The sequence below is a fragment of the Halorubrum sp. ARQ200 genome (assembly GCF_005435115.1).
GTDB lineage: Archaea > Halobacteriota > Halobacteria > Halobacteriales > Haloferacaceae > Halorubrum > Halorubrum tropicale.
The window spans coordinates 68993-94392 of the sequence record NZ_SGTZ01000001.1 but is presented as its reverse complement, the minus strand read 5'-3'; the positions used below and the strand labels follow the sequence as shown (position 1 = coordinate 94392).

Here is a 25400-nt window from a genome sequence, read left to right as displayed (position 1 = left end):
GACGTACGGCGACGGCCGGGGGACCGTCGCCCCGCCCTCTTTTATTCCGGGAGCGCCTATGGCGGACGATGAGCGGGAAACCGACGGTCGGGGAGTACATGACCCGCGAGGTGGAGACGGTGAGCCCGGACGAGACGGTGGCGACCGTCGCGCGTCGCATGGCCGACAGCGACGGCCACAACGGGTTCCCGGTCACCCAGGGCCGCACCGTGGAGGGGTTCGTCTCGGCCGGGGACCTGCTGCTCGCCGACGACGACGCCCCCGTGTTCACGGTGATGACGGAGGACCTGATCGTCGCGCACCCGGACATGAAGGTGACCGACGCCGCGCGGGTGATCCTTCGCTCGGGGATCCAGCGGCTCCCCGTCGTCGACGATGCCGACAACCTCGTCGGAATCATCTCGAACACCGACGTGGTCCGCTCGCAGATCGAGCGCGCCACGCCCGGCAAGGTCGGGAAGCTGATGCGGACCCTCTCGCAGATCCACGGCGTCGAGCTCGACGAGGAGCGCCGCGAGGTTGCGATCGCCGACCTGACGCCGACGCAGGCGCGCGTGTACGCCGACGAGTTAGAGGGCCGACAGTACGAGCTCGAACACGGGCTCGCGGAGCCGCTCGTCGTCATCGACAACGGCGGCACGCTCTACCTCGCCGACGGCCACCACCGGGCCATGGCCGCCCGCGAGGGCGGCATCGAGGCGATGGACGCGTACGTGATCGTCCCGCGGACGACGATCGACCTCGGAATGGCGAAGACGGCGGAGAAGGAGGGGCTCCGGGTCGTCGACGACATCGAGGTCGTCGACTACGCGCGCCACCCCCTCGTGGAGACGACGAAGCGGCTCCAGTGAGGCGCCGCGCGGAACCCCGTCCGTAGGCTTTTGTAAGTTGACGTAGACGTTCCGCGCATGGGATCACGCATTCGACGCGCACTCTCTCGGGCGGCGTTCGCCGCGGTCGGCGCGGCCGCCGGCGCCGCGGTCGGCGGACTGATCAGCAGACAGGCGGCCTCCAGCGGCGGCGCCCTCGGCGCGCTCGCGGGCGCGACGATCGCGGACGTGCGCTCGGACCCGGGCGGCTTCTTCGACGCGCTCCGCTCCGACGAGGACGAGGCGCTCGACGACGCAGACGGCGCGGCGACCGCCGGCTGAGTCGCTCTCCGCCGCGCGTCGGCGTTCGGGAACGCCTATACGACGGGAACGAGTAGCGACGGCCGATGACCGACACCGACGCCGACGCGGGGTGGTTCTCGCGGTCCGACGCGGGCGACGCGGCCGACGCCGCCCGCGACCGGCTCGCGAACGGCGAGGCCGACCGGCCCCGGGACTGGCCGGCCCTCGCCGTCGAGTCCGGGTTCGCCGACTCGACCGACGACTATTACGACCGGCTCCACGAGGCGAGCGTCGCGGCGGCCCGCGAGGCGGTCCGCGAGCGGGAGCGCGCCGACGACGCGCAGCTGATCCACGCGGTCCGGGCGATGGACGACGCGGAGCGCGTGGCCAACGAGCTCGCCGAACGCGCCGTCGAGTGGGCCGGGAGCCTCTTCGACGACGTGGGGTCCGGCGTCGAGGGCGCCCGAGCGATCGCGGCCCGCGAGCCGGAGAGCGAGGTCGAGCGGCGGGCGGTGTCGCTCGCGGCGCGCGCCGCCGACCTGGACGACGAGCGGGCCGAACTCGCGGCGACGATCGGTCGGATCGCGCCCGCGGTCGCGCCGAACCTCACCGAGATGGCCGGGCCGGAGCTCGCCGCGCGGCTGATCGCGCTCGCGGGCGGGCTGGAGTCGCTCGCGAAGAAGCCGTCGGGGACGGTCCAGGTGCTCGGCGCCGAGGACGCGCTGTTCGCGCACCTCTCGGGGCGGGCCCCCTCGCCGAAACACGGGATCATCTACACGCACGAGTTCGTCCGCGGCACGCGACCGGCGGACCGCGGCTCGGCGGCGCGCGCGCTCGCCGGGAAGCTGTCGCTCGCGGCGCGGGCCGACCACTACGCCGGCGAGCGACGGGCGCAGCTTCACGAGGACCTCCGAGAGCGCATGGCGACGATCCGAGCCCGGGCAGACGAGGGCGCCGAGAGCGACGGCGACGGAGCGGCGAGCGAGGGGGAAGCCGACCATGAGTGAGCCGTCTCTTCCCGACGGCGTCGAGCGCCGCGAGATAGCCGGCGAGGAGCGGCTCGCGACCCGCGGCGAGCCGGTGTACGGCGAGCCGACGGCGGACGGCTGGCGCGCGTGGGAGCCCGAGCGGTCGAAGCTCGGCGGGATGCTGGAGTTGGGACTGGAGACCGGGCTCGCGGGCGGGGAGACGGTCCTCTACCTCGGCGCCGCGAGCGGGACGACCGTCAGCCACGTCGCCGACTTCGCCGGGCCGACGTACGCGGTCGAGTTCGCACCGCGGCCGGCGCGGGACCTGCTCGACGCCGCCGAACCGCGCGACCGACTCTTCCCGCTGCTCAAGGACGCCCGGCGGCCCGAGACGTACGCGCACGTGGTCGAGGCCGACGTCGACGCGGTCGTCCAGGACGTTGCCACGCGCGGGCAGGCCGACGTGGCCGTCCGCAACGCGCGGTTCCTCGCCGACGACGGCCGGCTGCTGCTCGCGGTCAAGGCGCGCAGCGAGGACGTGACCGCGGCGCCGGAGGAGGTGTTCGAGGGCGCGCTCGACCGCCTTCGGGACGCGTACGAGGTCCTGGAGACGCGGCGGCTCGACCGGTTCCACGAGGACCACCTCGGCGTGGTGGCGACGCCGAAGTAGCCGCGCCGCGGCGGTCGGTCACTCCGCCGGTTCGAAGATGTCCTCGATCCGACAGCCGAAGTGGTCGGCGAGCTCGAAGGCGAGCTCCAGCGACGGGTCGTAGCGCTCGCGTTCGATGGCGTTGATCGTCTGGCGAGTGACGTCGACGGCGGCGGCTAGGTCGGCCTGGCTCTCGCCGGTCTCCTCGCGCCGCTCGGGGATGTCGTTTCTCATGCGGTCCGCTTGTAGTAGAAGATAGACACGCCGAACACGACGTACACTCCAAAGAGCGTCAGCATCGCGCCGTAGAACTCGCCCGGGAGCGTGACGACGCCGCTCTCGTGTAAGGCGAGTCCGCCCGGCGCGCCGAGGACGAAGAGGTACGCGAAGACGTTCAGCGTGTTCTGGCTGGCTTTGCGCTCGATAGCGTTGTCGCGCTCGTCGTACAGTTCGACCGGGCTGAACCGCTGGACCAGCCCCATACCGAGGCCGCCGGCCCAGTACAGAGCGACGCCGAGGACGAAGCGGTCGACCGCGATGCCGATCCACAGGGCGAGAATACCGGCGCCGAGCAGTCCGTAGGCGATGCGCTTGTACCGTTTTCTGGTGGAGGGCCGAGTCGTCGCGGAGGCGGTGTGTTCGCTCATGGTGGGAGTAAAGCGAGCGAGAACTGCATGTAAAACTCGCTTTACAGTAAAAGACACTTTACGTTTGCTAATAAAACTGTCGCCGGCGAAGGTTCTGATAGGAAACGCGTCGAGGGGGTTCTAAACCGCAATTCACCGCCGTTTCACCACGACGGAGGCGAGAAGCCGGCGTCTTCGAGGATGGGCTTCCAGCGCTTCTGGACCGAGAGCCGGGAGACGTCCATCGCGTCGGCGACCGCCGACTGCGAGCGCTCCTCGCCGCGGATCAGTCCGGCGGCGTAGAGGCTGGCGGCGGCCGCGACGCGCTTCCCGCGGTCGTCGTCGGGGGCGCGCGAGAGGAACAGGTCGACCGCGGTCGAGCGCGTCTCGTCGTCGAGGTCGAGCGAGGCGCACGCCTCGTCGAGCAGTTCGATCCACGCCTCGTTGTCGACTCGGTCGCTCGCCCGGTACACGCGGCGAGGTAGTCGAGGGAGGGATATAAACGTCCGCGTCGGCGCCCCGGAGTCGCCCGCGGTCGCCGCCGTTGAGTTCCCCGCGGTCGCCGGTCTCAAGTCGTACGCGCACGTAGCGCGCGTATGACGCAGACGTGGGACGAGACGCGGGTCCGCGCGCTTCACGACGACCTCGTCGAGCTGTACGACCCGGTCGACCGAGTCGCCGAACACGGCGCGGACCCGACCGCGGAGCCGGGCGAGGGCGTCCGGCAACTGGTGACGACGATCCTCTCGCAGAACGTCGCCGACGAGAACACGCGACGGGCCGCCGAGGCGCTGTTCGAGCGGTACGACGACTTCGCGGCGATCGAGGCCGCCGACCACGAGGAGCTGCGCGAGACGATCCGAGTGGCCGGGCTGCCGGACCAGAAGGCCGCGCGCATCCAGCGCGCGCTGACCGCGATCCGCGAGGAGACCGGCGGCGCGTACTCGCTCGCGTTCCTCGACGCGATGGCGACCGACGACGCGAAGGCGTGGCTGACGGAGATCAAAGGCGTCGGGCCGAAGACCGCCAGCGTCGTGTTGAACTTCCACTTCGGGAAGCCGACGATGGCGGTCGACACCCACGTCGAGCGCGTCTCGAAGCGGTTCGGGCTCGTCTCGGAGTCGGCGTCGAACGAGCGCGCCCACGAGGAACTGGACGCGCAGGTGCCCGACGAGCTGATCTACCCGCTTCACGTGTTGTTGATTCGGCACGGTCGCGAGCACTGTTCGGCTCGGGGCGCGGACTGCGACAACCCGGTGTGTGAAGTCTACTGCGACTGCGAGTACTGCTGATACGTCGAGTAGGGAGCGATTCGTGACCGGTTCGAAGTGAATTCTGCTGGTCGCTCGGCGGCGACCGCTTCCCGAAGCACCGCACAGCGGCCCCACGCCTTCCCAGCCTCGTCGCTGGCTCCGGCGGCGCCAGCGACTCCCCCGCGCGTGCTCCTCGCGGCCTCCGCTTCGCTCCGGCCGCTCGCGGACACGCGCCGCCGCACGATATTGACGAATCGTATCGCCGCTGTCGGTTCGTCAGGTTCTTGACTCGGTTCCGCGTACGCTGGTTTGCGCGCGGGTTGCCGAGCCAGGCCAAAGGCGTAGCGCTTAGGACGCTATCCCGTAGGGGTCCGCCGGTTCAAATCCGGTCCCGCGCACTGAGCGAAGGAGCAAGAGCGGATTTGTAACCCAGAGGACGAGCGAAGGGAGTCCTCGCGGTTCGAATCCGGTCCCGCGCATACTGCCTCGAACGAACGTGAGAGGCATTTCGGCGCAGGTTCGGACTCCTTCGCTGTCTGAATCCGTGTTAGTAAGGTCGGTACGTCTACTTGACCGCGGCGCTCGAAGCGCGCTATCGGGAGTAGCTCGCCGCTCGGAGGCTATGCCGGCCACGTCCTCCAACCGCACCTCCTGTTGCCCGTAGTACTCGCCGTCGACCGTACAGGACCCGCCGCCGTCGGCGAAGCAGACCTCGCCGCGCTCGTCGTGACCGAGCGACGCGGGCGCGGCGACGAGTGCGGCGCTGGCGTGACGCATCGTTACTGGACCTCCGAACCGGAGACACATAACCGTCGTTTCAGCCGGCGACCAGATGAGCGGTCGGACGGGCTCGCCTCGCCGCGGCGCACCCCGACGTGGATTCCGCGTGCGGGCCGCTCGTCGCCGAAACGACACCCCCTTGTCGATCGGTCGCGAACCGGATCCGTGACGCTCCGACGCGACGTGCTCGCGGCGGTCGACGCCGACCGCGGCTCGTTCCGGCCCGCGCTCGCGGCGCTTCTCGACGAGTACGAACTCGCGCTCGGGAGGGCCCCGACGCCGGTCGATCACCCCGACGACCGGACGGAGCGCGAGGCGCGCTTCGTCGACCGACTCCGGGCGCTCGACGACGCGCCGATCGGACTCACGCTCACCGGTCCGGCGTACCGCGACACCCCGATCGTCTACGTCAACCGCTGGTTTCGCGAGTGGACCGGGTACCCGCTCAACGAGCTCCGCGGCCGGAACCCACGACTGTTTCAGGGCCCCGACGCCGACGAGGGCGCCCGCGCGGACTTCCGCGAGGCGCTGTCGACGTGGTCGGCGGTCACCGTCGAGCTCCGCAACCGCCGCCGGGACGGCGCCCCGTTCGCGAACCGGGTCGCGCTGCGACCGCTGTTCGGCGACGCGGGAACCGTCACGCACTGGGTCGCCGCGCAGGAGCCGCGGCCGATCGAGGGGTCGGACGCGGGCGTCGAGTGAGCGAGCGCTCGTCCTCGCCGCTCACCGCAGCGTCGACGTGGGGACGACCGACGGGAACGCGCCGCTCCCGGTCGCGTCCTCGACGACCGCCTCGGCGACGTGTTCGCCGCTGAGGAGGCACATCGGCATCCCGATGCCGGGGTTCGTGTACGCGCCGACGTAGTAGAGGCCGTCGACGCCGGGCGCGCGGTGCGCCGGCCGGAGCGGGCCGGTCTGGCCGAGCGTGTGCGACAGCGCCAGCGCGGTGCCGCGGGGCGCGTTGAACCGCCGCCGGAAGTCGGAGACGCAGGCCGTCTCCTCGAAGACGATCCGGTCGCGGAAGTCGACGCCGGCGTGCTCGGCGAGGTCGTCGAACACCAGGTCGCGGAACCGCTCGCGCGTCTCCGGGCCGTCCTCCAGCCCGGCGGCCAGCGGCACGAGCAGGAAGACGGCCTCGTGGCCCTCGGGCGCCGCCTCCGGGTCCGTCTTCGAGGGGACGTGGACGTAGTACGCCGGGTCGTCCGGCCACCCCGGCTCGTCGAAGATGGCGTCGAAGTGCGGCCGCCAGTCGGTCGGGAACACGAGCGTGTGGTGGTCTAAGTCCACCTCGCCCTCGACGCCGATGTACGAGAGGTACGCCGAGGGCGCGTACGTCCGCGACTCCCAGTACGACTCGCGGTCGACGGTCCCGGCGGGGAGGAGCTCGCGCTCGACGTGGGGCGGGGCGGCGTTCGCCACGACGCGGTCGAAGCGGGCCGAGCGGGGCGACGCGCCCGATTCGCGGGGCGCCGACTCCACGGTGAACTTCGGGATCGACGCCGGGACCGACGGCTCGATCGCGGTCACCGGCTCGCTCGTCCGGATCGAGACGCCGAGCTCCCCGGCGAGGTCGGCCATCGCGTCCACGACGCTCGCGATCCCCCCGACCGGGTGGTAGACGCCGAGGTTCATGTCGACGTGGCTCATCAGCGTGTAGATCGCCGGCGTGTTGTACGGCGAGCCGCCGAGGAAGACGAGCTTGTACTCCGCGATCTGGCGGAGCTTCTCGCTGTCGAAGTAGTCGCCGACGTAGTCGTCCATCCCCCGGAGCTTCGGGAGCGCGCGGCCGGACCGGAGCACGTCGGCGTCGACCATGTCGCGGAGCCGCGAGCGGCTCGGGTAGACGAACCGGTCCATGCCCAGCTCGTACGCCTCCGCCGCGTCCGCGAGGTAGTCGTCCAGGACCTCCCCCGCGCCCGACTCGTAGGACTCGAACAGCGCCTTCTGCCCCTCGCGGTCGGCGGGCATCGACGCGCGGTCGCCGTCCTTCCAGATCACCTCGTACAGCGGATCGAGTTCGATCAGTTCGTAGTAGTCGTCGGTCGAGCGCCCGAAGTGCTCGAAGAAGCGGTCGAACACCTCCGGCATGAGGTACCACGAGGGCCCGGTGTCGATCCGGAACCCGTCGCGCTCGATCCGCCCGGCGTACCCGCCGGGGTGGTCGTTCCGCTCGAAGAGCGTCACGTCCGCACCCGCGTCGGCGAGGTGGCTGGCCGCGGCGAGCCCGCCGAAGCCGGCGCCGACGACCGCGATCGACTCCCCGGCGAGCGGCTCGCCCGCGTCCGACCGCCCCGCGTCCGGTTGGGGTGACATTACGTCGTGATAGGCGGCCGACCAGGTTTACCCTGCGGTCATACCATGTTAGGGGCGTCGCCGTCGGTCGGATTTCGCGCGTCCGTCAGGGGTCGTCGCCGACGCCGTCGCCTTGGAGGCGCCGGGCGCCGAGCGCGAACAGGCCCAGCCCGATCAGGTAGAGCCGCCACCCGCTGTTCGCGACCGGGAACCGGCGGTCGACCGGCTCCGCGACGTCGAGGTCAGGGTCGCGCGGCTGGACCGGGTTGTCGACGTGGACCGACTCGCTGGTGCCGCCCGCGCCCGCGTCGACGGTCCGGCTCCCCGTCTCCGGGTCGATCCGCACGTCGACGAACGTCTGGACGACCCCGTCGGCCGTCGAGTAGAGGATCTGGCCGTCCAGCTGGAAGAAGCGGTCGCGGAGCGGCCAGAGGGCGTTGACCCCGTCGAGGTGGGTCCAGTCGATCGCGACGTGCGCGAAGACGTGGACGAAGAGGGCGACCCACGCGACGGCGACCCACCGCGGCGAGAGCCGCTCGCGAACCAGCGACCGCTCTCGGACGCGCGTGTCGTAGTACAGCGCCAGTGCGCCGACGCCGGGGAGGACGAAGTTGTGCCCGACGGTGCGGTGCGCGCCCTCCATGACGACGCCGAGGAAGCTGTCCGCCTCCGGAAGGACGAGGACGACCAGCAGGACCGCGAGCGTTCGCCGGTCGTAGTACGCGCCGAGCAGCCCGGCCGCGAGCAGCAGCGCGAACCCGGCGTGGACGACCGTCGAGGGCATTCAGCGTGGCACCTCCGGGGCGTCCGTCGCCTCGCCGCCACGCCGGAAGCGGACCGCGAGCGTCGCGGCCGCCGCGGCGGCGACGACCAGCTGCCACCCGCCGTCGACGAACCGGAACTCGCGGCCCGCGGCCGGGTCGAGGCCGGGGCGCCCGTCGGGGTTGATCCACGAGGCGACCGGGTCCGCGACCGCGCCGCCGGCGGTCCGGAGCGGCAGGACGCCGGACCCGTCGCCGCCGAGCGCGAGGAACGTCTGGACGACTCCCTCCTGCGTCGAGAACACGAGCCGCCCGCGGACGACGTATCGCGCGTCCTCCAGCGGGTACAGGAGCGCCGCCCCCTCGCCGGCGAACAGCGCGGACCCGATGCCGGCGACGACGAGCGACGCGAGCGCGACCCACGCGACCCGCACGCCGCGGCGACCGAACCGGTCGCGGAGCGCCGACGCCGGGCGCAGCGACGCGTCCCAGTAGACCGCGGCGCCGACGAGCAGCGGCGCCCAGACGGCGTGGAGGAGGGCGTTCGTCGCGCCCGGGACGACGAGGCTCGCGGCCGCGTCGAGGGAGGGGACGAGCGCGGCCGCGACGACGACCGCGACCGTCCGCCGGTCGAACGCGCCGCCCAGCAGCGCGGCCGCGAGCAGCGCCCCGACGGCCGCGCTCACGAGCGTCGGAGCCATACCCGTCCTGACGCTCGGAGGCGAATAAGCGCTCCGGGCGGGTCAGCCGCGGTCGTCCGGGTCCGGGTCGGGGTCGGCCGGGTCGGCGTCGAACTGGAAGCCGTCGGCGTCCGGCTCGCCGTCGCTGTCGGCGCCGCGGTCGTCGCTCCCGTCGGGGTCGTCAGCCACCTCGCGGTCGCCGTCGCGCTCGACCGTGACCCGGTCGCCGTCGTCCCCGCCGTCCGACTCGTCGCTCTCCCCGAGCAGCGCGACGGCCATCAGCCGGGCGCCGCCCGCGATCAGGTTCGTCAGGTGGAGGCCGACGAGCAGGCCGACGACCCCGACGCCCGTCGCGAGGGCGGCCTCCGGGGCCGTGTCGATCGCCCACACCGCCGGCTCGCCGTTCACCTCGCCGAACTGCGGCGCGTAGGGGTATCGAACCGGGGCGCCGACGAGCGCGAGCGACCGCGCGAGGACGGCGAGCGGCGCGAGCGCCAGCACCGTGACCCAGAACTTCAGCGAGACGAACCCGAGCCCCCGCCAGGTCGACGGCGCCGACAGGTACGCCCCGACGGTCGCGACCGCACCGGCGGAGCCGTCGGTCGCCGGGGCCTGGAGGTCGTCCGGCGCGACCAGGTCGGTGCCGAGCAGGCTGTTCGCCAGCCACCGTTCGAGCCCGGCGGCGATCCGCGAGGCGACGACGGCCCCGATCAGGACGCCGACCCCGACGAGGACGACAGAGAAGACGAGCCCGAACGCGAGCGCGAACGTGACGAACCCCGAGTAGACGACCCAGAGCGGGACCGCGATCAGCAGGTACAGCAGGCGGCGATACGTGCGGCCGTCGGCGACGACGCCGACGACCGGGAGGGCTGCCAGCGGTCGGAGGAAGACCATATCCCGACTGGTTCGCCGCCCGACAAAAATCGATCGCTCGACGGCGGTCGGCCCGCCGCGGGGAGCCGACTCAGCCGAGGAAGAAGTCGATCGCGTTGCCGGACGACTGGCCCTTGTACAGCTCGGAGTAGCCGCACTCCGCGCAGGAGACGACCACGAACCGTCGGTTCTGGACGTCGAACATCTTGGTGAGTCCCGTGCCGCTGGTGGCTATCTCGTCCGTCTCGGTCTCGGTGCCGCCGCACTTCGGGCAGCCGTCCTCGCCGCCGCCGAGTGACTGCGGCCGGTCGTCGGTCGCCGCCTCGCCGCGGCCGGCGGGCGACCCGCCGTCATCGCGCTCGCTCTCGTCCGTCGATTCGTCGCCGCCGAAGACGGAGTACTCCGTGTTGTCGGTTTCGGAGGGCATCGATCCCTCCTGCTCGGCCGAGGAGTAAACGTCTTGTGCCGTCGCTAAGCGGACCCGTCGTCATCGTCCTCTCCGTCGCCGAGTTCGTCCGCGAGCGCGTCGGCGACGCCCGTGTAGCCGGCCGGCGTGAGCGCGTTCAGCTCCGCGCGGACCGACTCGTCGACGTCGAGGTCGTCGAACAGCTCGCGGAAGTCGTCGAGCGTCACCGACCGGCCGCGCGAGAGCGCCTTCACGCGCTCGTAGGCCTCGGTGTCGCCCTCGCGGCGGAGGATCGTCTGGACCGCCTCGCCGATCACTTCGGGGGTCGCGTCCAGTTCCTCGCGCATCACAGCCTCGTTCGGGACGACCTTCCCGAGCCCGTCGGCCGCCTTCGAGTAGCCGATCAGGCAGTGCGCGAGCGCGGCGCCGACGTTGCGCTTGACAGTGGAGTCGGAGAGGTCGCGCTGGAGCCGGGAGGCGGTCACGTAGTCGGCGAGGAAGGTGAGGTCCGAGTTCGCCTTCGAGAGGTTCCCCTCGCTGTTCTCGAAGTCGATCGGGTTCACCTTGTGCGGCATCGTCGACGAGCCCGTCTCGCCCTCGACGGCCTCCTGGCCGAGGTAGCGGTCGGAGACGTACAGCCAGGCGTCGAGGTCTAAATCGAGGAGGACGTTGTTGACGCCACGGAGCGCGTCGAACAGCGCCGCGAGGTCGTCGCAGGGGTTCACCTGCGTCGCGAGCGCGGTGTGCTCCAAGTCGAGCCCGCGCACGAACGACGCGGAGAACGCCCGCCAGTCGACGTCGGGGTAGGCGGCGTCGTGGGCCGCGAAGGTGCCCGAGGCGCCGGCGAGCTTCCCCGAGAGGTCGCCGTTCGCGACGACGACCCGCCCGAGCGCGCGGCCCAGCCGCGCCGCGTACACGGCCATCTCCTTGCCGAAGGTGGTCGGCGTCGCGGGCTGGCCGTGGGTGCGCGCCAGCATCGGGGTGTCGCGGTGCTCGCGGGCCAGTTCGGCGAGGGCGTCGCGCACCTCGCGGACGGCGGGGACGATCACCTCGCTCACCGCGTCCTTGACGAGGAGCCGGTGCGCGAGGTTGTTCACGTCCTCGCTGGTGAGCCCGAAGTGGATCCACGGGTACAGCGGCTCGGCGTCGTCGAGGGGCGCGTCGGGGGCCTCCGCGACCTCGGCCAGCCGGACGCGGAGGAAGTACTCGACCGCCTTCACGTCGTGGTTGGTCGCGTCGTACCCCTCGGCGCCCTCGGTCTCTAGGGCCTTGATCAGGCGCGCGTCCTCCGCCGAAAACCCCTCGTACAGCTCCCGGAGCGCCGCCTCGGTCGCCTCGTCGAAGCCGATCGGCGTCGCCGAGAGCGCGCCCAGCGCGACCAGGTACTCGACCTCGACGCGGGTCCGGGCGCGCATCAGCGCGGCCTCGCTCGCGTACGGAGACAGCGGCGCCGTTCGGCCGGCGTAGCGGCCGTCGAGCGGCGAGACGGCCGCGAGCGGGTCCGACCGTGACAGCCCCGAGATGGCATCGTCGGTCATGCCCGCGACTGCCCCCGGAGCCAGCAAAAGCGTGTCGATAGGGTGTCGCACGGACGTGGATCCGAATCCGTCTCGAACCGACCTAAAACCACTCTCCGATCCCCGATCGTGTACACACACGCGGCGCGGACCGCAATCGATATACCCGATCGGTCGGACGTTCGCGTATGAAGATCGCGGGACTCGCGAGCAACCGGGGACGGAACCTCAGACACATCGCCGACGCCGCGCCCGGCGGGGCGGAGCTGTCGGTCGTCCTGACGAACCGCGAGCAGGCGCCCGTGTTGGGCGCCGCGACCGAGCGCCGGATCCCGACCGAGGTCGTCGAGCGCGAGGAGGGGGAGTCGCGCGCATCACACGAGCGCCGGATCGTCGAGCGGCTCTCGGACTACGACGTGGACCTCGTCTGCCTGGACGGCTACATGCGCGTGCTCACCGACGAGTTCCTCGACGCCCTCCCGACGACGCTGAACGTTCACCCGTCGCTGCTCCCGTCGTTCCCCGGCGCGGACGCGCACGAGCAGGTCCTCGACGCCGGCGTCCGGACGACCGGCTGTACGGTCCACGTCGTCACCGAGGAGGTCGACGCCGGCCCCGTCGTCACTCAGGAGCCGATCCCGGTGTACGAGGACGACGACGCCGACTCGCTGAAGGCGCGCGTCCTCCGCGAGGCCGAGTTCACGGCGTACCCGCGGGCGGTCCGCTGGTTCGCCGAGGACCGCGTGACCGTCGAGCGGGACGCCGACGGCGAGCCGGTCGGCGTCGCGGTCGACGGCGACGTGGGCGGCGACTTCCCGGAGCGGCGGTTCGTCTCCGAGGAGCGGTCCGCGTCGCTGCGCTACGGCGAGAACCCGCACCAGGACGCCGCCCTCTACGTCGACGACGGCTGCGAGGAGGCGAGCGTCGTCGAGGCCGACCAGCTGAACCCCGGCGCGAAGGGGATGGGGTACAACAACTACAACGACGCCGACGCCGCGCTCGACCTCGTCAAGGAGTTCGACGAGCCGGCGGCCGCGGTGATCAAGCACACGAACCCCGCGGGCTGTGCGGTCGGCTCGGACCTCGCCGACGCCTACGACCGCGCGCTGCGCACCGACGCGAAGTCGGCGTTCGGCGGGATCGTCGCCCTGAACCGCGAGTGCGACGCCGACACCGCCACCGCGGTCGCCGACTCGTTCAAGGAGGTCGTCGTCGCGCCCGGCTACACCGACAGCGCGCTCGACGTGCTCCGCGACAAGGGGAACCTGCGCGTGCTCGACGTGGGGCCGCTCGGCGACGGCGACGACCGCTTCTCGGAGCGGTTCACGGAGAAACCGATCGTCGGCGGCCGGCTCGTCCAGGAACGGGACCGGCAGTCCCCGACGGCCGCGGACCTTGAGGTCGTCACCGAGCGCGAGCCGACCGACGAGCAGGTCGAGACGATGCTGTTCGCGTGGAAGACGCTGAAACACGTGAAGTCGAACGGCATCCTCTTCGCGACCGGCACGGAGACGGTCGGCGTCGGCATGGGGCAGGTCTCCCGCGTCGACGCCGTGACGCTCGCGGCGATGAAGGCCGAGAAGGACGCCGAGGGCAAGTCCGCCGAGGGGGCCGTGATGGCCTCGGACGCCTTCTTCCCGTTCCCGGACGCTATCGAGGAGGCGGCCGACGCGGGCGTCGAGGCCGTCATCCAGCCCGGCGGCTCGGTCAACGACGAGGACGTGATCGCCGCGGCCGACGAGCGCGACATGGCGATGGCGTTCACCGGCTCGCGCTGCTTCCGGCACGATTAGCCTTCGCCGACGCCGAGCCGGCTTAGCTCCGTGGACCGCCGTCGGGGTACCAAACGGCCTGCCCCGGCGTGTGGTGGTGCCAGTAGTCGTCCTCGCGAACCAGTCGCGCGTCGCGCCACCGGAACCGAGCGTTTGCGACGTACGAGAACGGGTCGGGCGTCTCGACCGGAGTCAGAATCGAGCGCTGACAGGCGGTGAAGCCGCGGCGCGTGCGGTCGCTGGTGGACTCGAACCCGTGGTCGACCGCGTCGTCGCCCCGGTCCTCCTCGCGTCGAACGGTCAGTCCGTCGGTCTCGCCCGTCGGCGGCGCGGTCGCGTGGAGCGGGTCGTCGAACGACGCGACGAGCCGGATCCGGTCGGCGTCGTAGCGGTCACCGCCGTCGTCGACGCCCCCGCGGTCCCGGATCGTTCCCCGCATCGAGAGCACCACCCGCGTGCGGTCCGGGCCGGGCGCGATCCGAAGGGCGTCCCGGCGGGTGAAGCGTCCCGCCTCGTTGCGGCCGTGGACGTACGCGGTGCCGAGCGCCCGCCCCCGGTCGTCGAACCCGTTCGGGTACCCCGGAAGCTCCGGATCTACCTCGCAGGCTGCGTGGGGCGGGTTCAAGATGCGGTCGAGCGCGTCCGGGAGACCGCCCGGCACGCCGACGCCTTCGAAGACATGCGTGGCGAGGACCTCACCGTACGGGACTACGGCAGCGACGCGCGTCGTCGGATCCCAACTCTCACCAGCGAGGCCGTACGCTCGTCCGTCCTGCGCGCAGAGCGCCGCGAGCGTCGCCTGCGTGTTGCGGCCGACGACCACGACCGGCGTAGCCCCTCGCAGCGCGGCAAGCGCCTCGTCCAGAGCCGGGTTCCTCGCCGGAAACAGGGCGAGCCGGCCGCCCGTCGGGTCCTCGACGGTAAGTAGGTCCGCGCCGTCGGGCAGCGACACGCCGTCGGCGACGTAGAGCGGGTCGAGGTCGGCGAGTCGGACCGGCGGGGGCGACGCCGACAATCCGTCGAGACGGGCGTTACAACCGGCGACGCCGCCGGCGAGTCCGGTCGCGACCGACGCGAGGAGGGAGCGACGCGAGCGGGGAGACATGCGCGCTCGGATACTCCGCCGTGGCACCTCAATCCTCTGGCTCCACGCTACCCGTCCCGGTCGCTCGGGACGTACTGGTCGAACGCGGGGTCGGCCGAGCGGGCGAGCGGCCGGAACGCACGCTCCCCGTCGACCCGGAAATCCTCGATCCGCGACTGTCCGGGCCCGGTGAGGTAGCCAACGTAGGACATGGCGAGCGCGTACGCCGCGTCGTGTCGCGCGGGGTTGACCGGGATGACGGCGTACTCGTTCCGGAGGGTCGGCGGCGGGTCGTCGATGCCGCGGTCGACGTGCCGCGCCAGGGCGCCGTCACCGCCCACCGCGAGGAAGGTGCCGCGGTCGACGAGCGTGTACGCGCCCGACTGCCGGGCGGCGATCAGCGTGTCGCCCATCCCCTGGCCGGTTTCGAGGTACCACTCGCCGCCGGGGTCGACGCCCGCCTCGTCCCAGATCCGACGCTCGCGGACGTGAGTCCCCGAGCGGTCGCCGCGCGAGAGGAACGTCGCTCCCGCGTCGGCGACGGCCTCGAACGCCGCCACCGGATCGCCTCCCGCGGCGCCCGCGGGGTCGTCGGGCGGCCCGACGACCAGGAAGTCGTTGACCATCACCCGCCGTCGGTTGATCCCGTGTCCCCCCCGGAGGAACTCGTCTTCCAGCGGGCGGGCGTGGACGAGCACGGCGTCGCAGTCGCCGTCCCGGGCGGTCCGGAGCGAGGCGCCCGTCCCGCGCACGACCGACTCCACCCGCGCCCCGAACAGGTCGGCGTACCCCCGGTTCAGGACGGGGAGCAGCCCGCTGTCGTACGCCGTCGTGGCGGCCGCGAGCGTCACCGTGCCGCGGTCGGCGGGGCGCTCCTCGGCCCGGGTCGTACAGCCGGCCAGCGAGGCGGCACCGCCGAGGCCGAGCGCCCGCAGGTACTGTCGACGGCGCATGCGTAATGTAGTCGGAATCGTACACACTTCGGTAAGAAGTAATCGGTCGTTGTTTCTATTCGGGAACGCGGTTCGCCCAGATGCGGTCGACCTCCGTCGTCCCGTCGAACCGACAACCCCACGCGGACCGCCGGATCGACGGCGCTTTTTTCTCGGGATCCCCTTGGCTCGGATCGGAGACGACCGTGGCGAAGTTCGGCAACTCGGTACGGCTGCTCGGGGACCGCGAGTTCGCGGCGCTCGCCGGGACCGCGTTCGCGCGCAGTCAGGCGTACTCGACGATCCTCATCGCCCTCGCGCTGTACGCCGATCTCTTCGGGACCACCGGGTTCATCGAGGGGCTGTTCGGGACCGCGTTCGCGATCGTTCAGCTGGTCATCGTCCTCCCGCTGGGGCGGAAGGTCGACACCGGGAACGCGAAGCGGTGGCTGCTCGGGGGCTTCCTGATCAACGTCGCCGTCTTCGTCGGCTTTGCGCTGGTCGACAGCTCCGTCCACATCGTCCTCGTGCGGATGGTCCAGGGCCTCGGCGCGAGCGTGCTCTGGATCACGGGCGCGACGGTGATCGGCGAGATCAGCCCGGACGACGAGCAGGGGCGGTGGCTGGGCTCGTACAACCAGTTCGCCTCCTTCTCGTCGCTCGCGGGCGACCTCGTCGGCGGCTACCTCCTGTACGCCTACGGGTTCTCCGAGACGTACCTCGTCTTGACGCTCGTCACGCTCGCGGCGTTCGCCCTGGTGTTCGCGTTCCTGCGCGACAACCCCGGCGGGCAGAAGGACCCCGAGGACGCGGGGGGGATCGAGACGTTCCGGTCGCTGCTCGGGCTCCCGATGCTGCGCGCGCTCGTCTTCTTCCGGTTCACGTTCAGCGTCGGGAAGATGGCGGTGATCATCTTCCTCCCCATCTACGCGCGGACGACGTTCGGCATCTCGGCGTTCGCCATCGGCTGGATCATGGCGGGCGGGAAGCTGACGAAGGCGCTCACGCAGGGGTTCGTCGGCGACCTCACCGACCGCTACGAGCGCACGTACCTGTTCGTCGCCGTCGGCGCGCTCCTGTACGGCGTCGGCACCGCGACCATCCCGCTCGCGGCGTACTTCGAGGGGACCCTCTCGCCCGTCACCGTCTCGTACCTCGGCGACTCGCAGACGCTCGGCGGGGCCTTCTTCGCGCTGTTCGGCGCCTACTCGCTCCTCGGGATCGCCGACTCGATACGCCTCCCGGCCAGCATGTCGCTGTTCGTCAGCGAGGGCGAGGCGTACGACTCCGTCGCCAGCGCGATGAGCCTCCGGTCCGTCTCGTGGAAGGTCGGCCAGGTCGTCGGGCCGGTGCTGGTCGGCGTCACGATGGACGGGACGAGCACGGAAGCCGGGTTCCTCCTCGCGGCCGGGTTCATCGCGTTCGCGACGGTCGGCTTCGCGTGGCAGGCGCGGGGCGCCCACCGCGCGGCCAGCGACCCGGGCCCGGCCGTCCCGAGCGACGACTGACCCGCGCCGGCGCGGCGCACGACGCGCTTACAGCGTGTAGTCGTGTTCGCCGGTCTCGGTCTCTAAGAAAGCCGTCAGCAGGTCTATCGTCGCCTCGACGTCGCCGCCGTCCGCGGTCTCGGTGACGGTGTGGAGGTACCGCGTCGGGATCGAGAGGGCCCCGACGGGCTTCGCGCCCGCCGTGTTCTGGAACCCCGCGGTGTCGGTGCCGCCCGCGGGCAGCACCTCGTGCTGGTGGTCGATCCCCTCGCCTTCGGCCACCTCGGTGAGTCGGGCGTGGACGTTCGGGCTGGTGATCACCGAGGAGTCCTTCAGCTTCACCGCCGTCCCCTCGCCGAGTTCCGTGACGGCGTCAGCGGGGTCGCCGACCTGCGGCACGTCGTTGGCGACGGTCACGTCCAGGGCGACCGCGAGGTCCGGGTCGATGTCGACGCCGAGCGCCCGCGCCCCCCGGAGGCCGACCTCCTCCTGGACCGTCGCCGCGAAGTGGATCGTCACGTCGGGGTCCTCGATGCGCCGGGCGGCCTCCAGCATCGCGAACACACAGATCCGGTCGTCGAGCGCCTTCCCCGTGACCCGGTCGCCCATCCGCGTCGTGGTCTGGTCGAGGGTGACGAGGTCGCCGACGCTCACCGCTTCCTCCACCGCCTCGGCCTCGCGCCCGAGGTCGATGAACACGTCCTTCACTTCGTCGTCCTTCTCCTTCTGCTCCTCCGTGAGCGTGTGCGGCGGGACCGAGCCGATGACGCCCGTCAGGTCCTCGTCGCCGTGGACGGTGACGCGCTGCGCGCGCAGGACGCGGGCGTCGAACCCGCCGAGCGGGTCCACCTGGACGAACCCCTCGTCGGTGACGTGGCGGACCATGAACCCAATCTCGTCCATGTGGGCGGCGACGGCGACCGAGTAGTCCGAGTCGCCCTCGACCGTGCCGACGACGTTGCCCATCGCGTCCGTCCGGACGCGGTCGACGCTCTCGGCGAACTCGCGGCGGACGACCTCGCGGACGTCGTCCTCGTAGCCGGGGACGCCGCGGGCCTCTGTCAGCTCTCGGAGCAGGTCGAAGTCGAAGTCGAACTCGCGTGGCATGTCAGCACGTGGCCGCGCCAGCGACAAAGGTCCGCAGGATCCGGCACGACCGTCGCCCTTCGGGGGAGAGTATTCAACCGTAAATATGTTTATCGTTGTTCCGCAACCCTTTTGCGGGCGCTCGCGGGATTGGACGTGTATGAGCGACGTGAAAGCGGAACTCCGCGAACAGTTCTTAGAGGCCTTCGGCGGCGCCGACTTCCCCGTCCAGAACCAGATGGACCTCGTCCCGGCGCTGCCGGACGGCCCGGCGACGAAGTTCGAGGCCGGCGACGTGAGCTTCACCGCGATGGAGATGGCCGCGAAGCTCGGCAGCGAACAGGAGTTCCCCTACGACACCGCCGAGGAGCTCGTCGACGACATCCTCGACGGGCTCGAGTCGAAGGGGATGATCTGAGTCGGCCGGTCCCGCGAAACGCCTCTTCTCGCCGCACCGCTCCCGTCCCGTAGCTCCCGCTCCGGCGGGAGGTTGATTACCGCGGAGCCGCTACGGCGGGTGTGTTCGCCGATCTCACGACGCTGGTGCCGCGGTGGGTCCTCTGGGGGGTCGGCCTCGGGGCCGTCGCCACCGCGCTCGTCGCGCTCGCGTTCTACCTCGGGGACCGGTTCGTGCCGGCCCCGGCCGCGGCGACGGGTCGCCGCGGCGCCGCGGGCGACGAGCGCCGCCGCCGCGAGATCCGGACGTACCTGGAGGCGGCGGGCGAGCGCTTCGCCGAGGATCACGCGATCGACGAGGTGACGGTCCCCTTCTACCTGCCCGAGCGCGGCGTCGCCATCACCTTCGACGCGCACGACTACTTCCGGCTGGAGGGCGAGGGCGTCTACACAGTCCTCTGCGAGCACGAGATGCCGGGCCGCGGGCTCGGTCGCCGGCTCCCGTTCGACGTCGACGAGCCCGACTGGGCGACCGGCGAGTCCGCCGGGTCAAACGCGGGGCACGCCGGGCGCTTCGGCGGCGACCGGTTCGGTCCCGCGACCGGGACCGCCGGCCGGCCCGACCCCGTCGGCGACGCCTTCGACGAGCTGGGCCTCGACCGCGACGCCGACCTCGACGCGGTGAAGGGCGCCTACCGCGAGCGCGTCAAGGAGACCCATCCCGACCAGGGCGGCGACGAGGAGTCGTTCCGCCGCGTCCGCGAGGCGTACGCGACCGCCCGCAACCACGCCGACGGCGGGCCGGCGGACCGCGGCGGCGCGCGCCGCGAGCCCTCGGCCGGGTACGGCCGGTGACCGACCGCCGCCCCGACGCCGCGGGCCCGACCGCGTTCGCCGACGCCGCGTTCGCGGAGCGAGCGGTCTACCTCCGCGCCCACGACGCGCTCGTCCTCGCCGACCTCCACGTCGGCCGCGGCGAGGCCTCGGCCGTCTCGCTCCCGCTGGGCGAGCGAGCGGACCTCGCCGACCGCCTCGACGCGCTCCTCGACCGGTTCGACCCCGAGACGGTCGTCGTCGCGGGCGACGCGGTCCACACCTTCGACCGGGTGACAGACAGGGCCCGCGGGACCCTGAACGCGCTCCGCGACCGCTGCGAGGCGAGCGGTGCGCCCCTCGAACTCGTCGCCGGCAACCACGACGCCGCGCTCGCCGACGCCTGGGACGGGCCGGTCAGCGAGGAGCTAGTCCTGAACGGCGACGACTCCGACAGCGGGGCCGCCGGGGCGCCGCGGACCGTCGTCCGGCACGGCCACGAGGCGCCCGCGGCCGGGCGCGCGTCGGCGCCCGCCGACCGCTACGTGATCGGCCACGTCCACCCGACGATCGAGATCGAGGGCGACCGGCGCCCCTGTTTCCTCAGCGGCGCCGGGACCTACCGCGGCGCCGACCTCCTCGTGTTGCCCGCGTTCACGCGCTTGGCGGCGGGTGTTCCGGTCAACGACGCGGTCCGGACCGGGCTCGACTCCCCGCTCGTCACCGACGCGGCCGCGCTCGCGCCGGTCGTGTACGACCCCGACGCCGGCGCCGCCGACGGCGCAGAGAGCGCGCTTCGGTTCCCGCCGCTGGGCGAGTTCGACCGGTTGTTGTGACCGCCCTGCCGGGTGGGTCGACGCGCGGCACCGCCGCGCCCGCGAGGTCTGCGACGAACGTTTATGTGAATTCCGCGTGAGTTTCTCACGCATGGAAGCCGCGAGACTCCACGAGTACACGGACGACATGAGCGAGGGACTGACGATCGACGAGGTCGACCGCCCGACTGCGAGCGGTCCGGACGACGTGATCGTCGAGGTCGAGGGGGCGGGGTGGTGTCAGACTGACAACCACATCATCGAGGGGATGTGGGCCGAGTACGTCCCGCAGGAACTGCCCATGACCCTCGGACACGAGAACGCCGGCACCGTGGTCGAGACGGGGGACAACGTCGACCTCGTCTCGCCGGGCGACCCGGTGATCTGCCACCCGGTCCAGACCTGCGGCACGTGTCGGCCCTGCCGGCTCGGCGAGACGATGTACTGCGAGAACGACGCGTTCAACGGGCTCACGACCGACGGCGGCTTCGCCGAGTACCTCCACACCAGCGAGCGCTCGGTGATCCCGCTGCCGTCGGGCGTCGAACCGATCGACATCGCCCCGCACGCCGACGCGGGGATCACCGCGTACCACGCCGCGAAGAAGGCCGTCGCGGCCCTCAATCCCGGCGACCACGCCGTCGTCATCGGCGTCGGCGGGCTCGGCCACATCGGCCTCCAGTGCCTCGACGCGATGAGCGCGGCCCGGATCACCGCGGTCGACCTCAAGGAGTCGGCGCTGAACCTCGCGGACGGCTACGGCGCCGACCACCTGATCAACCCGAGCGAGGAGGACGTGGCGGTCGAAATCGAGGGTATCACGGACGGAACCGGTGCGGCGCAGGTGCTCGACTTCGTCGGCGAGGACGTGACGACCGCCTACGCCCCCGAGATCACCGCCGCCGGCGGCGACCACCACATCATCGGGTACGGCGGCCACGTCCACGAGCCGGCGCAGGCGCTGGTGAACGGCGAGTTCTCCTTCGTCGGCAACATCGTCGGCCGGTACGCCGAGCTCCAGGAGCTCGTCGCGCTCGTCGAGCAGGGCGACGTCGACCTCCACACCAGCCGGTACGACCTCGGCGAGATCAACGCGGTCGCCGAGAAGCTCGAACACCGGGAGATCGACGGGCGCGCCGTCATCACGCCCTGAGCCGGTCGGCGGTCCCACGCCGCTCATCGTCGCCCTCGTGTTCGCGCTGCCGACGCTCGCCGGAACGCTGATCGGTCCGCCGGTGATCTTCGTCCGTCGGCGGCACGCGGGCGGGTAATGCGCCGCCGCGACCGCTAACTCCTTGTGACCACGGGCCACACCGATCGCGCATGGACGAGAACGGCGCCGGCGCGTCGGACGGGGGCGACGCGACCGACCCCCTCGCAGGCGAGGACCTCTACCGCGTGCTCGGGCCGGACGGGAGTCCACTCCCCGACGCGTCGGTCCCGGACCTGTCGGACGAGCGGTTCCGCGAGATCTACCGCGACCTGGTGGTCACGCGCCGCTTCGACGAGCGCGCGGTGAGCCTCCAGCGTCAGGGCCGCATCGGGACGTACGCGCCCTGCGCGGGCCAGGAGGGATCGGCGGTCGGCTCGACGCACGCGCTCGCGGCCGACGACCTGATCAGCTACCAGTACCGCGAGCACGGCGCGGTCGTCGTCCGCGACCTCCTCGCCGAGTACCTCCCCTACTGGATGGGCCACGAGTCCGGGACGGAAGCGATCGCGGCGGGCAACGTCTTCCCGCTGAACATCGGCATCGCGGCGCACCTCCCGCACGCGGTCGGCGCCGCGTGGGCGTTCGACCACCGCGGCGAGGACCGCGTCGTCGCCTGCCACTTCGGCGACGGCGCGACCAGCGAGGGCGACTTCCACGAGGCGCTGAACTTCGCGGGCGTGTTCGACACGCCGACGCTGTTCTGCTGTCACAACAACGGCTGGGCCATCTCGATCCCCGAGTCGCGACAGACCGCGAGCGACACGTTCGCGGCGAAGGCGACCGCCTACGGCTTCGACGGCGTCCGCGTCGACGGGATGGACCCGCTCGCGAGCTACGCGGTCACGCGGGAGGCCGCCGAGCGCGCGCGAGGCGAGACGGACGGCGCCGGCGGGGACGAGCCGCGCCCCGTCCTCATCGAATTCGTCGAGTACCGCTTCGGCGCGCACACGACCGCCGACGACCCGGGCGCATACCGCGACCCCGACGACGTGGACCCGTGGCGTGCGCTCGACCCGCTCGACCGCACGGAGGCGTTCCTGCGCGAGACCGGGCGGATCGGCGACGAGGGGGTCGCGGCGATACGCGACGAGGCCGACGAGGTCGTCGCCGACGCCATCGACTTCGCGGAGTCGATCGAGGCCGACCCGCGCGACATGTTTGACCACGCGTCCGCCGAGCTCCCGCCCGAGATCCGCCGCCAGCGCGACGAGCTGCTCGCCGCCGTCGAGGAGCACGGCGAGGGGGCGTTCTCGCGCGAGGAGTGACGCCGGCGGCGACCCGGTCGCTTCGACGAGGGGCGCACGGTCGGTCGGCTGGGTCCCGCGATCGCCACCGCTATCGGGGCCTCGCCCCCTACGAGTTGGCATGGACGACTCGACCCTCCGGCGGCGGCTGAACGCCGTCCTCCTCCTGTTGGCGGCGAACGCGCTGCTGCTGTTCGGGATCGGACTCCGGAACAACACCCGGTGGACGATCGGCGTGGCCGTGCTCGCGGCGATCGTCGGCCTCGGGCGCCGCGCGGACGACGACGCCGGCGACGGCTCGTAACCTCTCGACGGGGTTCGCCGGCCTACAGGTACTCGGTCGCCGCGCTCGCCGCCTTCCGACCGCTTTCGAGCGCGCCCTGGATCGACGACCACTCTGTGTAGTCGCCGGCGAGCGTCACCGGCCCCTCGGGGTCGTCGACGCCGGGGAGGTCGGCGTGGACGCCCGGCGGCTGCGCGAACTGCGCGAACCGGATCCGGTGGACGTCGAGCGTTTCTACCCCCTCGAACTCGCGGTCCGGGAACCACGCCGCCAGCGCGTCGCGGACGTCCGCGCGGAGGGCCCGGTCGTCGCGCTCCAAGGACTCCTCGCCGAGGAACGTCGCGGCGACCAGCGCGCGGTCGCCCGGGGCGTACTCGGGCGCGACCTCCGACATCGGGACCACGGCGTTCGGCGACTCGCCCGCGGCGTTGAGCAGGATCCGTTTCCCCGTCTCGAACGACTCGCCCGCGGGGAGCGCGTACCAGCCGGTCGTGTTCGGCACGCCCTCTGTCGGGACGGACTCGACGCCGGTGAGCCGGCGGGCCTCGGGCGGCGAGGTCGCGACGACGACCGCGTCCGCCTCGCGGGTCGATCCGTCCGCGAGTTCGACGGTGGCGCCCTCGGCGTCGGCCGCACCGCTCCGGAACGGGATCCGGCCCCGTCCGGCGGTCCGGACCGCCTCCACGTCCTCGCCGGTCCGGATATCGACGCCCGCCTCGCGGGCGCGGTCGGCGAGCGCGGCGGGGAGCGCGGCCATCCCCTCTGCGGGGACGCCGATCGACCCGCGGCCCATCGCGCGGAACGTGTACTCGAAGACGTGCTTCGAGGTCGACAGCGTGCGGTCGAGGGTGATCCCGCCGTAGAACGGCTCGACGAAGTTCTCGACGTAGTCGTCGGCGAACCCCCAGTCGCGGAGGTACTCGCGGATCGGCGCGTCCGGGCCGGCGAAGAACTCGGCCTCGTCGCGGTTCGCGAGGTCGTACCGGAGCGCGAGCGTCCGGAGCTTGTCGGAGAACGAGACCTCGTCGTTCAACAGGGAGGGGACCGCGGACCGCGGGTCGCGGAGCGGGTCGCCGAGGACCGAGCGCGAGCCGGGCCGACAGATCGTCGCGCCGGGCGCGAAGGTGCGTAAGTCGAGGGCGTCGAGCCCGTCCGCGCCGAGTTCGCGGTCGACGCCGGGATAGCTGGAGAAGAGCACCTGAAAGCCGCGGTCGAGCGTGAACCCGTCGACCGTCTCGGTTCGGACTCGGCCGCCGACCCCGGGCCGTCGCTCGTACAGCGTCACGTCCGCGCCCGCCTCGGCGAGCCGCCTCGCCGCGACCAGCCCCGCCAGTCCGCCGCCGACGACCGTGGCGTCTCCGTTCATGCTTCGAGTATCGGGTCGCGGGTTTATAAGCGGCGGCGGGATCGGATCGCGGACGTCGCGGTGACCACGCTTGTTGTCGGGGGCGCGCGAGTCCCACGCGTGGACCGCGTCGCGGTCGGTCGGTGGCTGTCCCTCGCCCTCGTCCCGCTCGGCGTCTGGCTGTCGGTCGGCGGTCCGGGCGCGAGCGGCGCGCTCGGCGCGCCGGTCGCCCTGTTCGGGCTGGTCGGGTTCGGGCTGTCGGGCTGGCTGTTCGACCCGGACGCCGCTCCGTCGAGGAGTGCCATCGACGGGCGGGCCGCGGACCTCTTCCAGGTCGGCGCCGCGCTCCTGGCGTTTGCGTTTCTCACCGTCGTCTTGGGACGATTCGAATCTCCCTCGGCCGTTATCGCTTCGCTCCGGTCTCCGGGGCCGCTCGCGCTCGTCGCCATCGTCGCCGGGACATTTCTCGGCGGCGGGCTGGCGGCTCTGACGCACCGGTGGGGCCGGCTTCGAGCCGTGAGTCAGACGGGTCGGTTCCGAGCGATCGGCGGTGCCGCCACGTTCGGGACCTACCTCGCGCTCCTCGTCGCGGCGCCCTCGGCTGCGTTCCTGTACGCCGCGGTGTACGCGCTCAGTCGGTTGATCGCGCTCTTCCGACTGCCGCCCTCCTCGCAGTGGTGACATTCTGGAGCCGGTGAGCGGTCCGGATTCGACCGTGTCGCGGCGTCGGACTCAGGAGATCATAACCCGACGGCCGACGCGAGCGCCCACGAAGCCCCAGCCGGGAGGCGGGCGCACGCTCGCTGCGCGCTTCAGTCGCTCACTTCGTTCGCTCCTTCCAGTGCTTGCGTCGCCTGCGCCCGCCTCCCGGCTGCCCCTTCGAGTCCCACCCCGCACGGCACCGCACCTCACGCCTCCCCAGCCTCGCGGCTCGGTCGGGGCTCCCTGCGGTCGCCCCTCACTCACCGCGTCCCTCGCGCGTGCGACTCGTGCCCTACGGCCGCTCGTCG

General features: G+C 72.1%; 28 protein-coding genes and 1 tRNA gene. 16 read left to right on the top strand and 13 right to left on the bottom strand.

The window, feature by feature from the left end:
- Positions 1 to 68 precede the first annotated feature (68 nt).
- From EXE50_RS00465 to EXE50_RS00450, 4 genes are all read left to right on the top strand, one after another.
- On the top strand, positions 69 to 851 hold the full coding sequence (locus EXE50_RS00465) for a CBS domain-containing protein (RefSeq protein ID WP_121599070.1): 783 nt from the start codon (positions 69 to 71) through the stop codon (positions 849 to 851).
- A gap of 57 nt (positions 852 to 908) precedes the next feature.
- On the top strand, positions 909 to 1151 hold the full coding sequence (locus EXE50_RS00460; protein WP_137704061.1) for a hypothetical protein: 243 nt from the start codon (positions 909 to 911) through the stop codon (positions 1149 to 1151).
- A 65-nt stretch (positions 1152 to 1216) separates the two neighbouring features.
- Positions 1217 to 2119 (top strand): NOP5/NOP56 family protein, encoded by a 903-nt coding sequence (locus EXE50_RS00455; RefSeq protein WP_137704060.1) that lies wholly within the window; start codon positions 1217 to 1219, stop codon positions 2117 to 2119.
- Positions 2112 to 2750, top strand: coding sequence for a fibrillarin-like rRNA/tRNA 2'-O-methyltransferase (locus tag EXE50_RS00450; protein WP_137704059.1), 639 nt, complete (start codon positions 2112 to 2114; stop codon positions 2748 to 2750). The genes EXE50_RS00455 and EXE50_RS00450 overlap by 8 nt, the downstream gene beginning before the upstream one ends.
- A gap of 18 nt (positions 2751 to 2768) precedes the next feature.
- On the opposite strand, the gene EXE50_RS00445 is transcribed toward EXE50_RS00450, so the two are convergent.
- The 3 genes from EXE50_RS00445 to EXE50_RS00435 all read right to left on the bottom strand — a co-directional run bounded on the left by EXE50_RS00445 (position 2769) and on the right by EXE50_RS00435 (position 3828).
- On the bottom strand, positions 2769 to 2963 hold the full coding sequence (locus tag EXE50_RS00445; protein WP_053772312.1) for a helix-turn-helix transcriptional regulator: 195 nt from the start codon (positions 2961 to 2963) through the stop codon (positions 2769 to 2771).
- A complete protein-coding gene (locus tag EXE50_RS00440) occupies positions 2960 to 3376 on the bottom strand; it encodes a DUF2178 domain-containing protein (protein ID WP_137704058.1) in 417 nt (138 codons plus the stop codon). The genes EXE50_RS00445 and EXE50_RS00440 overlap by 4 nt, the downstream gene beginning before the upstream one ends.
- 143 nt (positions 3377 to 3519) lie before the next feature.
- Positions 3520 to 3828, bottom strand: a complete 309-nt coding sequence (locus EXE50_RS00435; protein ID WP_053772314.1) for a hypothetical protein — start codon at positions 3826 to 3828, stop codon at positions 3520 to 3522.
- Positions 3829 to 3951: 123 nt separating this feature from the next.
- On the opposite strand from EXE50_RS00435, the gene nth reads away from it, so the two are divergent.
- The 3 genes from nth (at position 3952) to EXE50_RS00420 (ending at position 6090) form a co-directional block, all read left to right on the top strand.
- Entirely contained in the window at positions 3952 to 4647 is a 696-nt protein-coding gene (nth, locus tag EXE50_RS00430) for an endonuclease III (RefSeq protein WP_137704057.1), read from the top strand.
- Between the two features lie 274 nt (positions 4648 to 4921).
- A tRNA-Leu gene (locus EXE50_RS00425) sits at positions 4922 to 5006 on the top strand.
- Positions 5007 to 5553: 547 nt separating this feature from the next.
- Positions 5554 to 6090 (top strand): PAS domain-containing protein, encoded by a 537-nt coding sequence (locus EXE50_RS00420; protein ID WP_053772316.1) that lies wholly within the window; start codon positions 5554 to 5556, stop codon positions 6088 to 6090.
- Between the two features lie 21 nt (positions 6091 to 6111).
- On the opposite strand, the gene EXE50_RS00415 is transcribed toward EXE50_RS00420, so the two are convergent.
- The 6 genes from EXE50_RS00415 to purB all read right to left on the bottom strand — a co-directional run bounded on the left by EXE50_RS00415 (position 6112) and on the right by purB (position 11941).
- Entirely contained in the window at positions 6112 to 7701 is a 1590-nt protein-coding gene (locus EXE50_RS00415; protein WP_137704056.1) for an NAD(P)/FAD-dependent oxidoreductase, read from the bottom strand.
- Between the two features lie 85 nt (positions 7702 to 7786).
- On the bottom strand, positions 7787 to 8464 hold the full coding sequence (locus EXE50_RS00410) for a metal-dependent hydrolase (protein WP_137704055.1): 678 nt from the start codon (positions 8462 to 8464) through the stop codon (positions 7787 to 7789).
- Positions 8465 to 9142: a hypothetical protein gene (locus EXE50_RS00405; protein ID WP_137704054.1), complete on the bottom strand. Its 678-nt coding sequence runs from the start codon at positions 9140 to 9142 to the stop codon at positions 8465 to 8467.
- A gap of 42 nt (positions 9143 to 9184) precedes the next feature.
- Positions 9185 to 10018: a sensor domain-containing protein gene (locus tag EXE50_RS00400; protein WP_137704053.1), complete on the bottom strand. Its 834-nt coding sequence runs from the start codon at positions 10016 to 10018 to the stop codon at positions 9185 to 9187.
- A 70-nt stretch (positions 10019 to 10088) separates the two neighbouring features.
- On the bottom strand, positions 10089 to 10424 hold the full coding sequence (locus tag EXE50_RS00395; RefSeq protein WP_121599081.1) for a zinc ribbon domain-containing protein: 336 nt from the start codon (positions 10422 to 10424) through the stop codon (positions 10089 to 10091).
- Between the two features lie 44 nt (positions 10425 to 10468).
- Positions 10469 to 11941: an adenylosuccinate lyase gene (purB, locus tag EXE50_RS00390; protein WP_137704052.1), complete on the bottom strand. Its 1473-nt coding sequence runs from the start codon at positions 11939 to 11941 to the stop codon at positions 10469 to 10471.
- Positions 11942 to 12108: 167 nt separating this feature from the next.
- Between purB and purN the strand changes: the two genes are divergently transcribed.
- Positions 12109 to 13713: a phosphoribosylglycinamide formyltransferase gene (purN, locus tag EXE50_RS00385; RefSeq protein WP_137704051.1), complete on the top strand. Its 1605-nt coding sequence runs from the start codon at positions 12109 to 12111 to the stop codon at positions 13711 to 13713.
- Between the two features lie 22 nt (positions 13714 to 13735).
- Here purN and EXE50_RS00380 read toward each other — a convergent pair whose 3' ends face one another.
- Together EXE50_RS00380 and EXE50_RS00375 are read right to left on the bottom strand one after the other, a co-directional pair.
- Positions 13736 to 14797, bottom strand: coding sequence for a hypothetical protein (locus tag EXE50_RS00380; protein WP_137704050.1), 1062 nt, complete (start codon positions 14795 to 14797; stop codon positions 13736 to 13738).
- Between the two features lie 47 nt (positions 14798 to 14844).
- On the bottom strand, positions 14845 to 15729 hold the full coding sequence (locus EXE50_RS00375; RefSeq protein WP_137704049.1) for a substrate-binding domain-containing protein: 885 nt from the start codon (positions 15727 to 15729) through the stop codon (positions 14845 to 14847).
- Between the two features lie 185 nt (positions 15730 to 15914).
- On the opposite strand from EXE50_RS00375, the gene EXE50_RS00370 reads away from it, so the two are divergent.
- Entirely contained in the window at positions 15915 to 17216 is a 1302-nt protein-coding gene (locus tag EXE50_RS00370) for an MFS transporter (protein WP_121599302.1), read from the top strand.
- 27 nt (positions 17217 to 17243) lie between these two features.
- Here EXE50_RS00370 and EXE50_RS00365 read toward each other — a convergent pair whose 3' ends face one another.
- Positions 17244 to 18302 carry a M42 family metallopeptidase gene (locus tag EXE50_RS00365; protein ID WP_137704048.1) on the bottom strand — a complete coding sequence of 353 codons (1059 nt, stop codon included), beginning with the start codon at positions 18300 to 18302 and terminating at the stop codon, positions 17244 to 17246.
- Positions 18303 to 18441: 139 nt separating this feature from the next.
- On the opposite strand from EXE50_RS00365, the gene EXE50_RS00360 reads away from it, so the two are divergent.
- The 6 genes from EXE50_RS00360 (at position 18442) to EXE50_RS00335 (ending at position 23066) form a co-directional block, all read left to right on the top strand.
- Entirely contained in the window at positions 18442 to 18699 is a 258-nt protein-coding gene (locus EXE50_RS00360; protein ID WP_053772327.1) for an MTH865 family protein, read from the top strand.
- 101 nt (positions 18700 to 18800) lie between these two features.
- Positions 18801 to 19532 (top strand): J domain-containing protein, encoded by a 732-nt coding sequence (locus EXE50_RS00355; RefSeq protein ID WP_137704047.1) that lies wholly within the window; start codon positions 18801 to 18803, stop codon positions 19530 to 19532.
- Positions 19529 to 20326 carry a metallophosphoesterase gene (locus tag EXE50_RS00350; protein WP_053772329.1) on the top strand — a complete coding sequence of 266 codons (798 nt, stop codon included), beginning with the start codon at positions 19529 to 19531 and terminating at the stop codon, positions 20324 to 20326. Before EXE50_RS00355 ends, EXE50_RS00350 begins: the two co-directional genes overlap by 4 nt.
- Before the next feature lie 91 nt (positions 20327 to 20417).
- Entirely contained in the window at positions 20418 to 21458 is a 1041-nt protein-coding gene (locus EXE50_RS00345) for an NAD(P)-dependent alcohol dehydrogenase (RefSeq protein WP_053772330.1), read from the top strand.
- 170 nt (positions 21459 to 21628) lie between these two features.
- Positions 21629 to 22783: a thiamine pyrophosphate-dependent dehydrogenase E1 component subunit alpha gene (locus EXE50_RS00340; RefSeq protein WP_137704046.1), complete on the top strand. Its 1155-nt coding sequence runs from the start codon at positions 21629 to 21631 to the stop codon at positions 22781 to 22783.
- Between the two features lie 100 nt (positions 22784 to 22883).
- Positions 22884 to 23066 (top strand): hypothetical protein, encoded by a 183-nt coding sequence (locus tag EXE50_RS00335; protein ID WP_137704045.1) that lies wholly within the window; start codon positions 22884 to 22886, stop codon positions 23064 to 23066.
- A gap of 22 nt (positions 23067 to 23088) precedes the next feature.
- On the opposite strand, the gene EXE50_RS00330 is transcribed toward EXE50_RS00335, so the two are convergent.
- Positions 23089 to 24411, bottom strand: a complete 1323-nt coding sequence (locus tag EXE50_RS00330; protein WP_137704044.1) for an NAD(P)/FAD-dependent oxidoreductase — start codon at positions 24409 to 24411, stop codon at positions 23089 to 23091.
- Positions 24412 to 24510: 99 nt separating this feature from the next.
- Here EXE50_RS00330 and EXE50_RS00325 point away from each other — a divergent pair, with 99 nt between their 5' ends.
- A complete protein-coding gene (locus EXE50_RS00325) occupies positions 24511 to 25071 on the top strand; it encodes a hypothetical protein (protein WP_053772334.1) in 561 nt (186 codons plus the stop codon).
- Positions 25072 to 25400: the final 329 nt, after the last annotated feature.

Coding starts and splice junctions, on each gene's coding strand:
- EXE50_RS00455 (WP_137704060.1), top strand. CDS start 1,217: ATGACCGACACCGACGCCGACGCGGGGTGGTTCTCGCGGTCCGACGCG.
- EXE50_RS00335 (WP_137704045.1), top strand. CDS start 22,884: ATGGACGACTCGACCCTCCGGCGGCGGCTGAACGCCGTCCTCCTCCTG.
- EXE50_RS00460 (WP_137704061.1), top strand. CDS start 909: ATGGGATCACGCATTCGACGCGCACTCTCTCGGGCGGCGTTCGCCGCG.
- EXE50_RS00395 (WP_121599081.1), bottom strand. CDS start 10,424: ATGCCCTCCGAAACCGACAACACGGAGTACTCCGTCTTCGGCGGCGAC.
- EXE50_RS00410 (WP_137704055.1), bottom strand. CDS start 8,464: ATGCCCTCGACGGTCGTCCACGCCGGGTTCGCGCTGCTGCTCGCGGCC.
- EXE50_RS00405 (WP_137704054.1), bottom strand. CDS start 9,142: ATGGCTCCGACGCTCGTGAGCGCGGCCGTCGGGGCGCTGCTCGCGGCC.
- EXE50_RS00365 (WP_137704048.1), bottom strand. CDS start 18,302: ATGCCACGCGAGTTCGACTTCGACTTCGACCTGCTCCGAGAGCTGACA.
- EXE50_RS00330 (WP_137704044.1), bottom strand. CDS start 24,411: ATGAACGGAGACGCCACGGTCGTCGGCGGCGGACTGGCGGGGCTGGTC.
- EXE50_RS00440 (WP_137704058.1), bottom strand. CDS start 3,376: ATGAGCGAACACACCGCCTCCGCGACGACTCGGCCCTCCACCAGAAAA.
- purB (WP_137704052.1), bottom strand. CDS start 11,941: ATGACCGACGATGCCATCTCGGGGCTGTCACGGTCGGACCCGCTCGCG.
- EXE50_RS00450 (WP_137704059.1), top strand. CDS start 2,112: ATGAGTGAGCCGTCTCTTCCCGACGGCGTCGAGCGCCGCGAGATAGCC.
- EXE50_RS00465 (WP_121599070.1), top strand. CDS start 69: ATGAGCGGGAAACCGACGGTCGGGGAGTACATGACCCGCGAGGTGGAG.
- EXE50_RS00380 (WP_137704050.1), bottom strand. CDS start 14,797: ATGTCTCCCCGCTCGCGTCGCTCCCTCCTCGCGTCGGTCGCGACCGGA.
- EXE50_RS00340 (WP_137704046.1), top strand. CDS start 21,629: ATGGACGAGAACGGCGCCGGCGCGTCGGACGGGGGCGACGCGACCGAC.
- EXE50_RS00400 (WP_137704053.1), bottom strand. CDS start 10,018: ATGGTCTTCCTCCGACCGCTGGCAGCCCTCCCGGTCGTCGGCGTCGTC.
- EXE50_RS00345 (WP_053772330.1), top strand. CDS start 20,418: ATGGAAGCCGCGAGACTCCACGAGTACACGGACGACATGAGCGAGGGA.
- EXE50_RS00445 (WP_053772312.1), bottom strand. CDS start 2,963: ATGAGAAACGACATCCCCGAGCGGCGCGAGGAGACCGGCGAGAGCCAG.
- purN (WP_137704051.1), top strand. CDS start 12,109: ATGAAGATCGCGGGACTCGCGAGCAACCGGGGACGGAACCTCAGACAC.
- EXE50_RS00375 (WP_137704049.1), bottom strand. CDS start 15,729: ATGCGCCGTCGACAGTACCTGCGGGCGCTCGGCCTCGGCGGTGCCGCC.
- nth (WP_137704057.1), top strand. CDS start 3,952: ATGACGCAGACGTGGGACGAGACGCGGGTCCGCGCGCTTCACGACGAC.
- EXE50_RS00360 (WP_053772327.1), top strand. CDS start 18,442: ATGAGCGACGTGAAAGCGGAACTCCGCGAACAGTTCTTAGAGGCCTTC.
- EXE50_RS00415 (WP_137704056.1), bottom strand. CDS start 7,701: ATGTCACCCCAACCGGACGCGGGGCGGTCGGACGCGGGCGAGCCGCTC.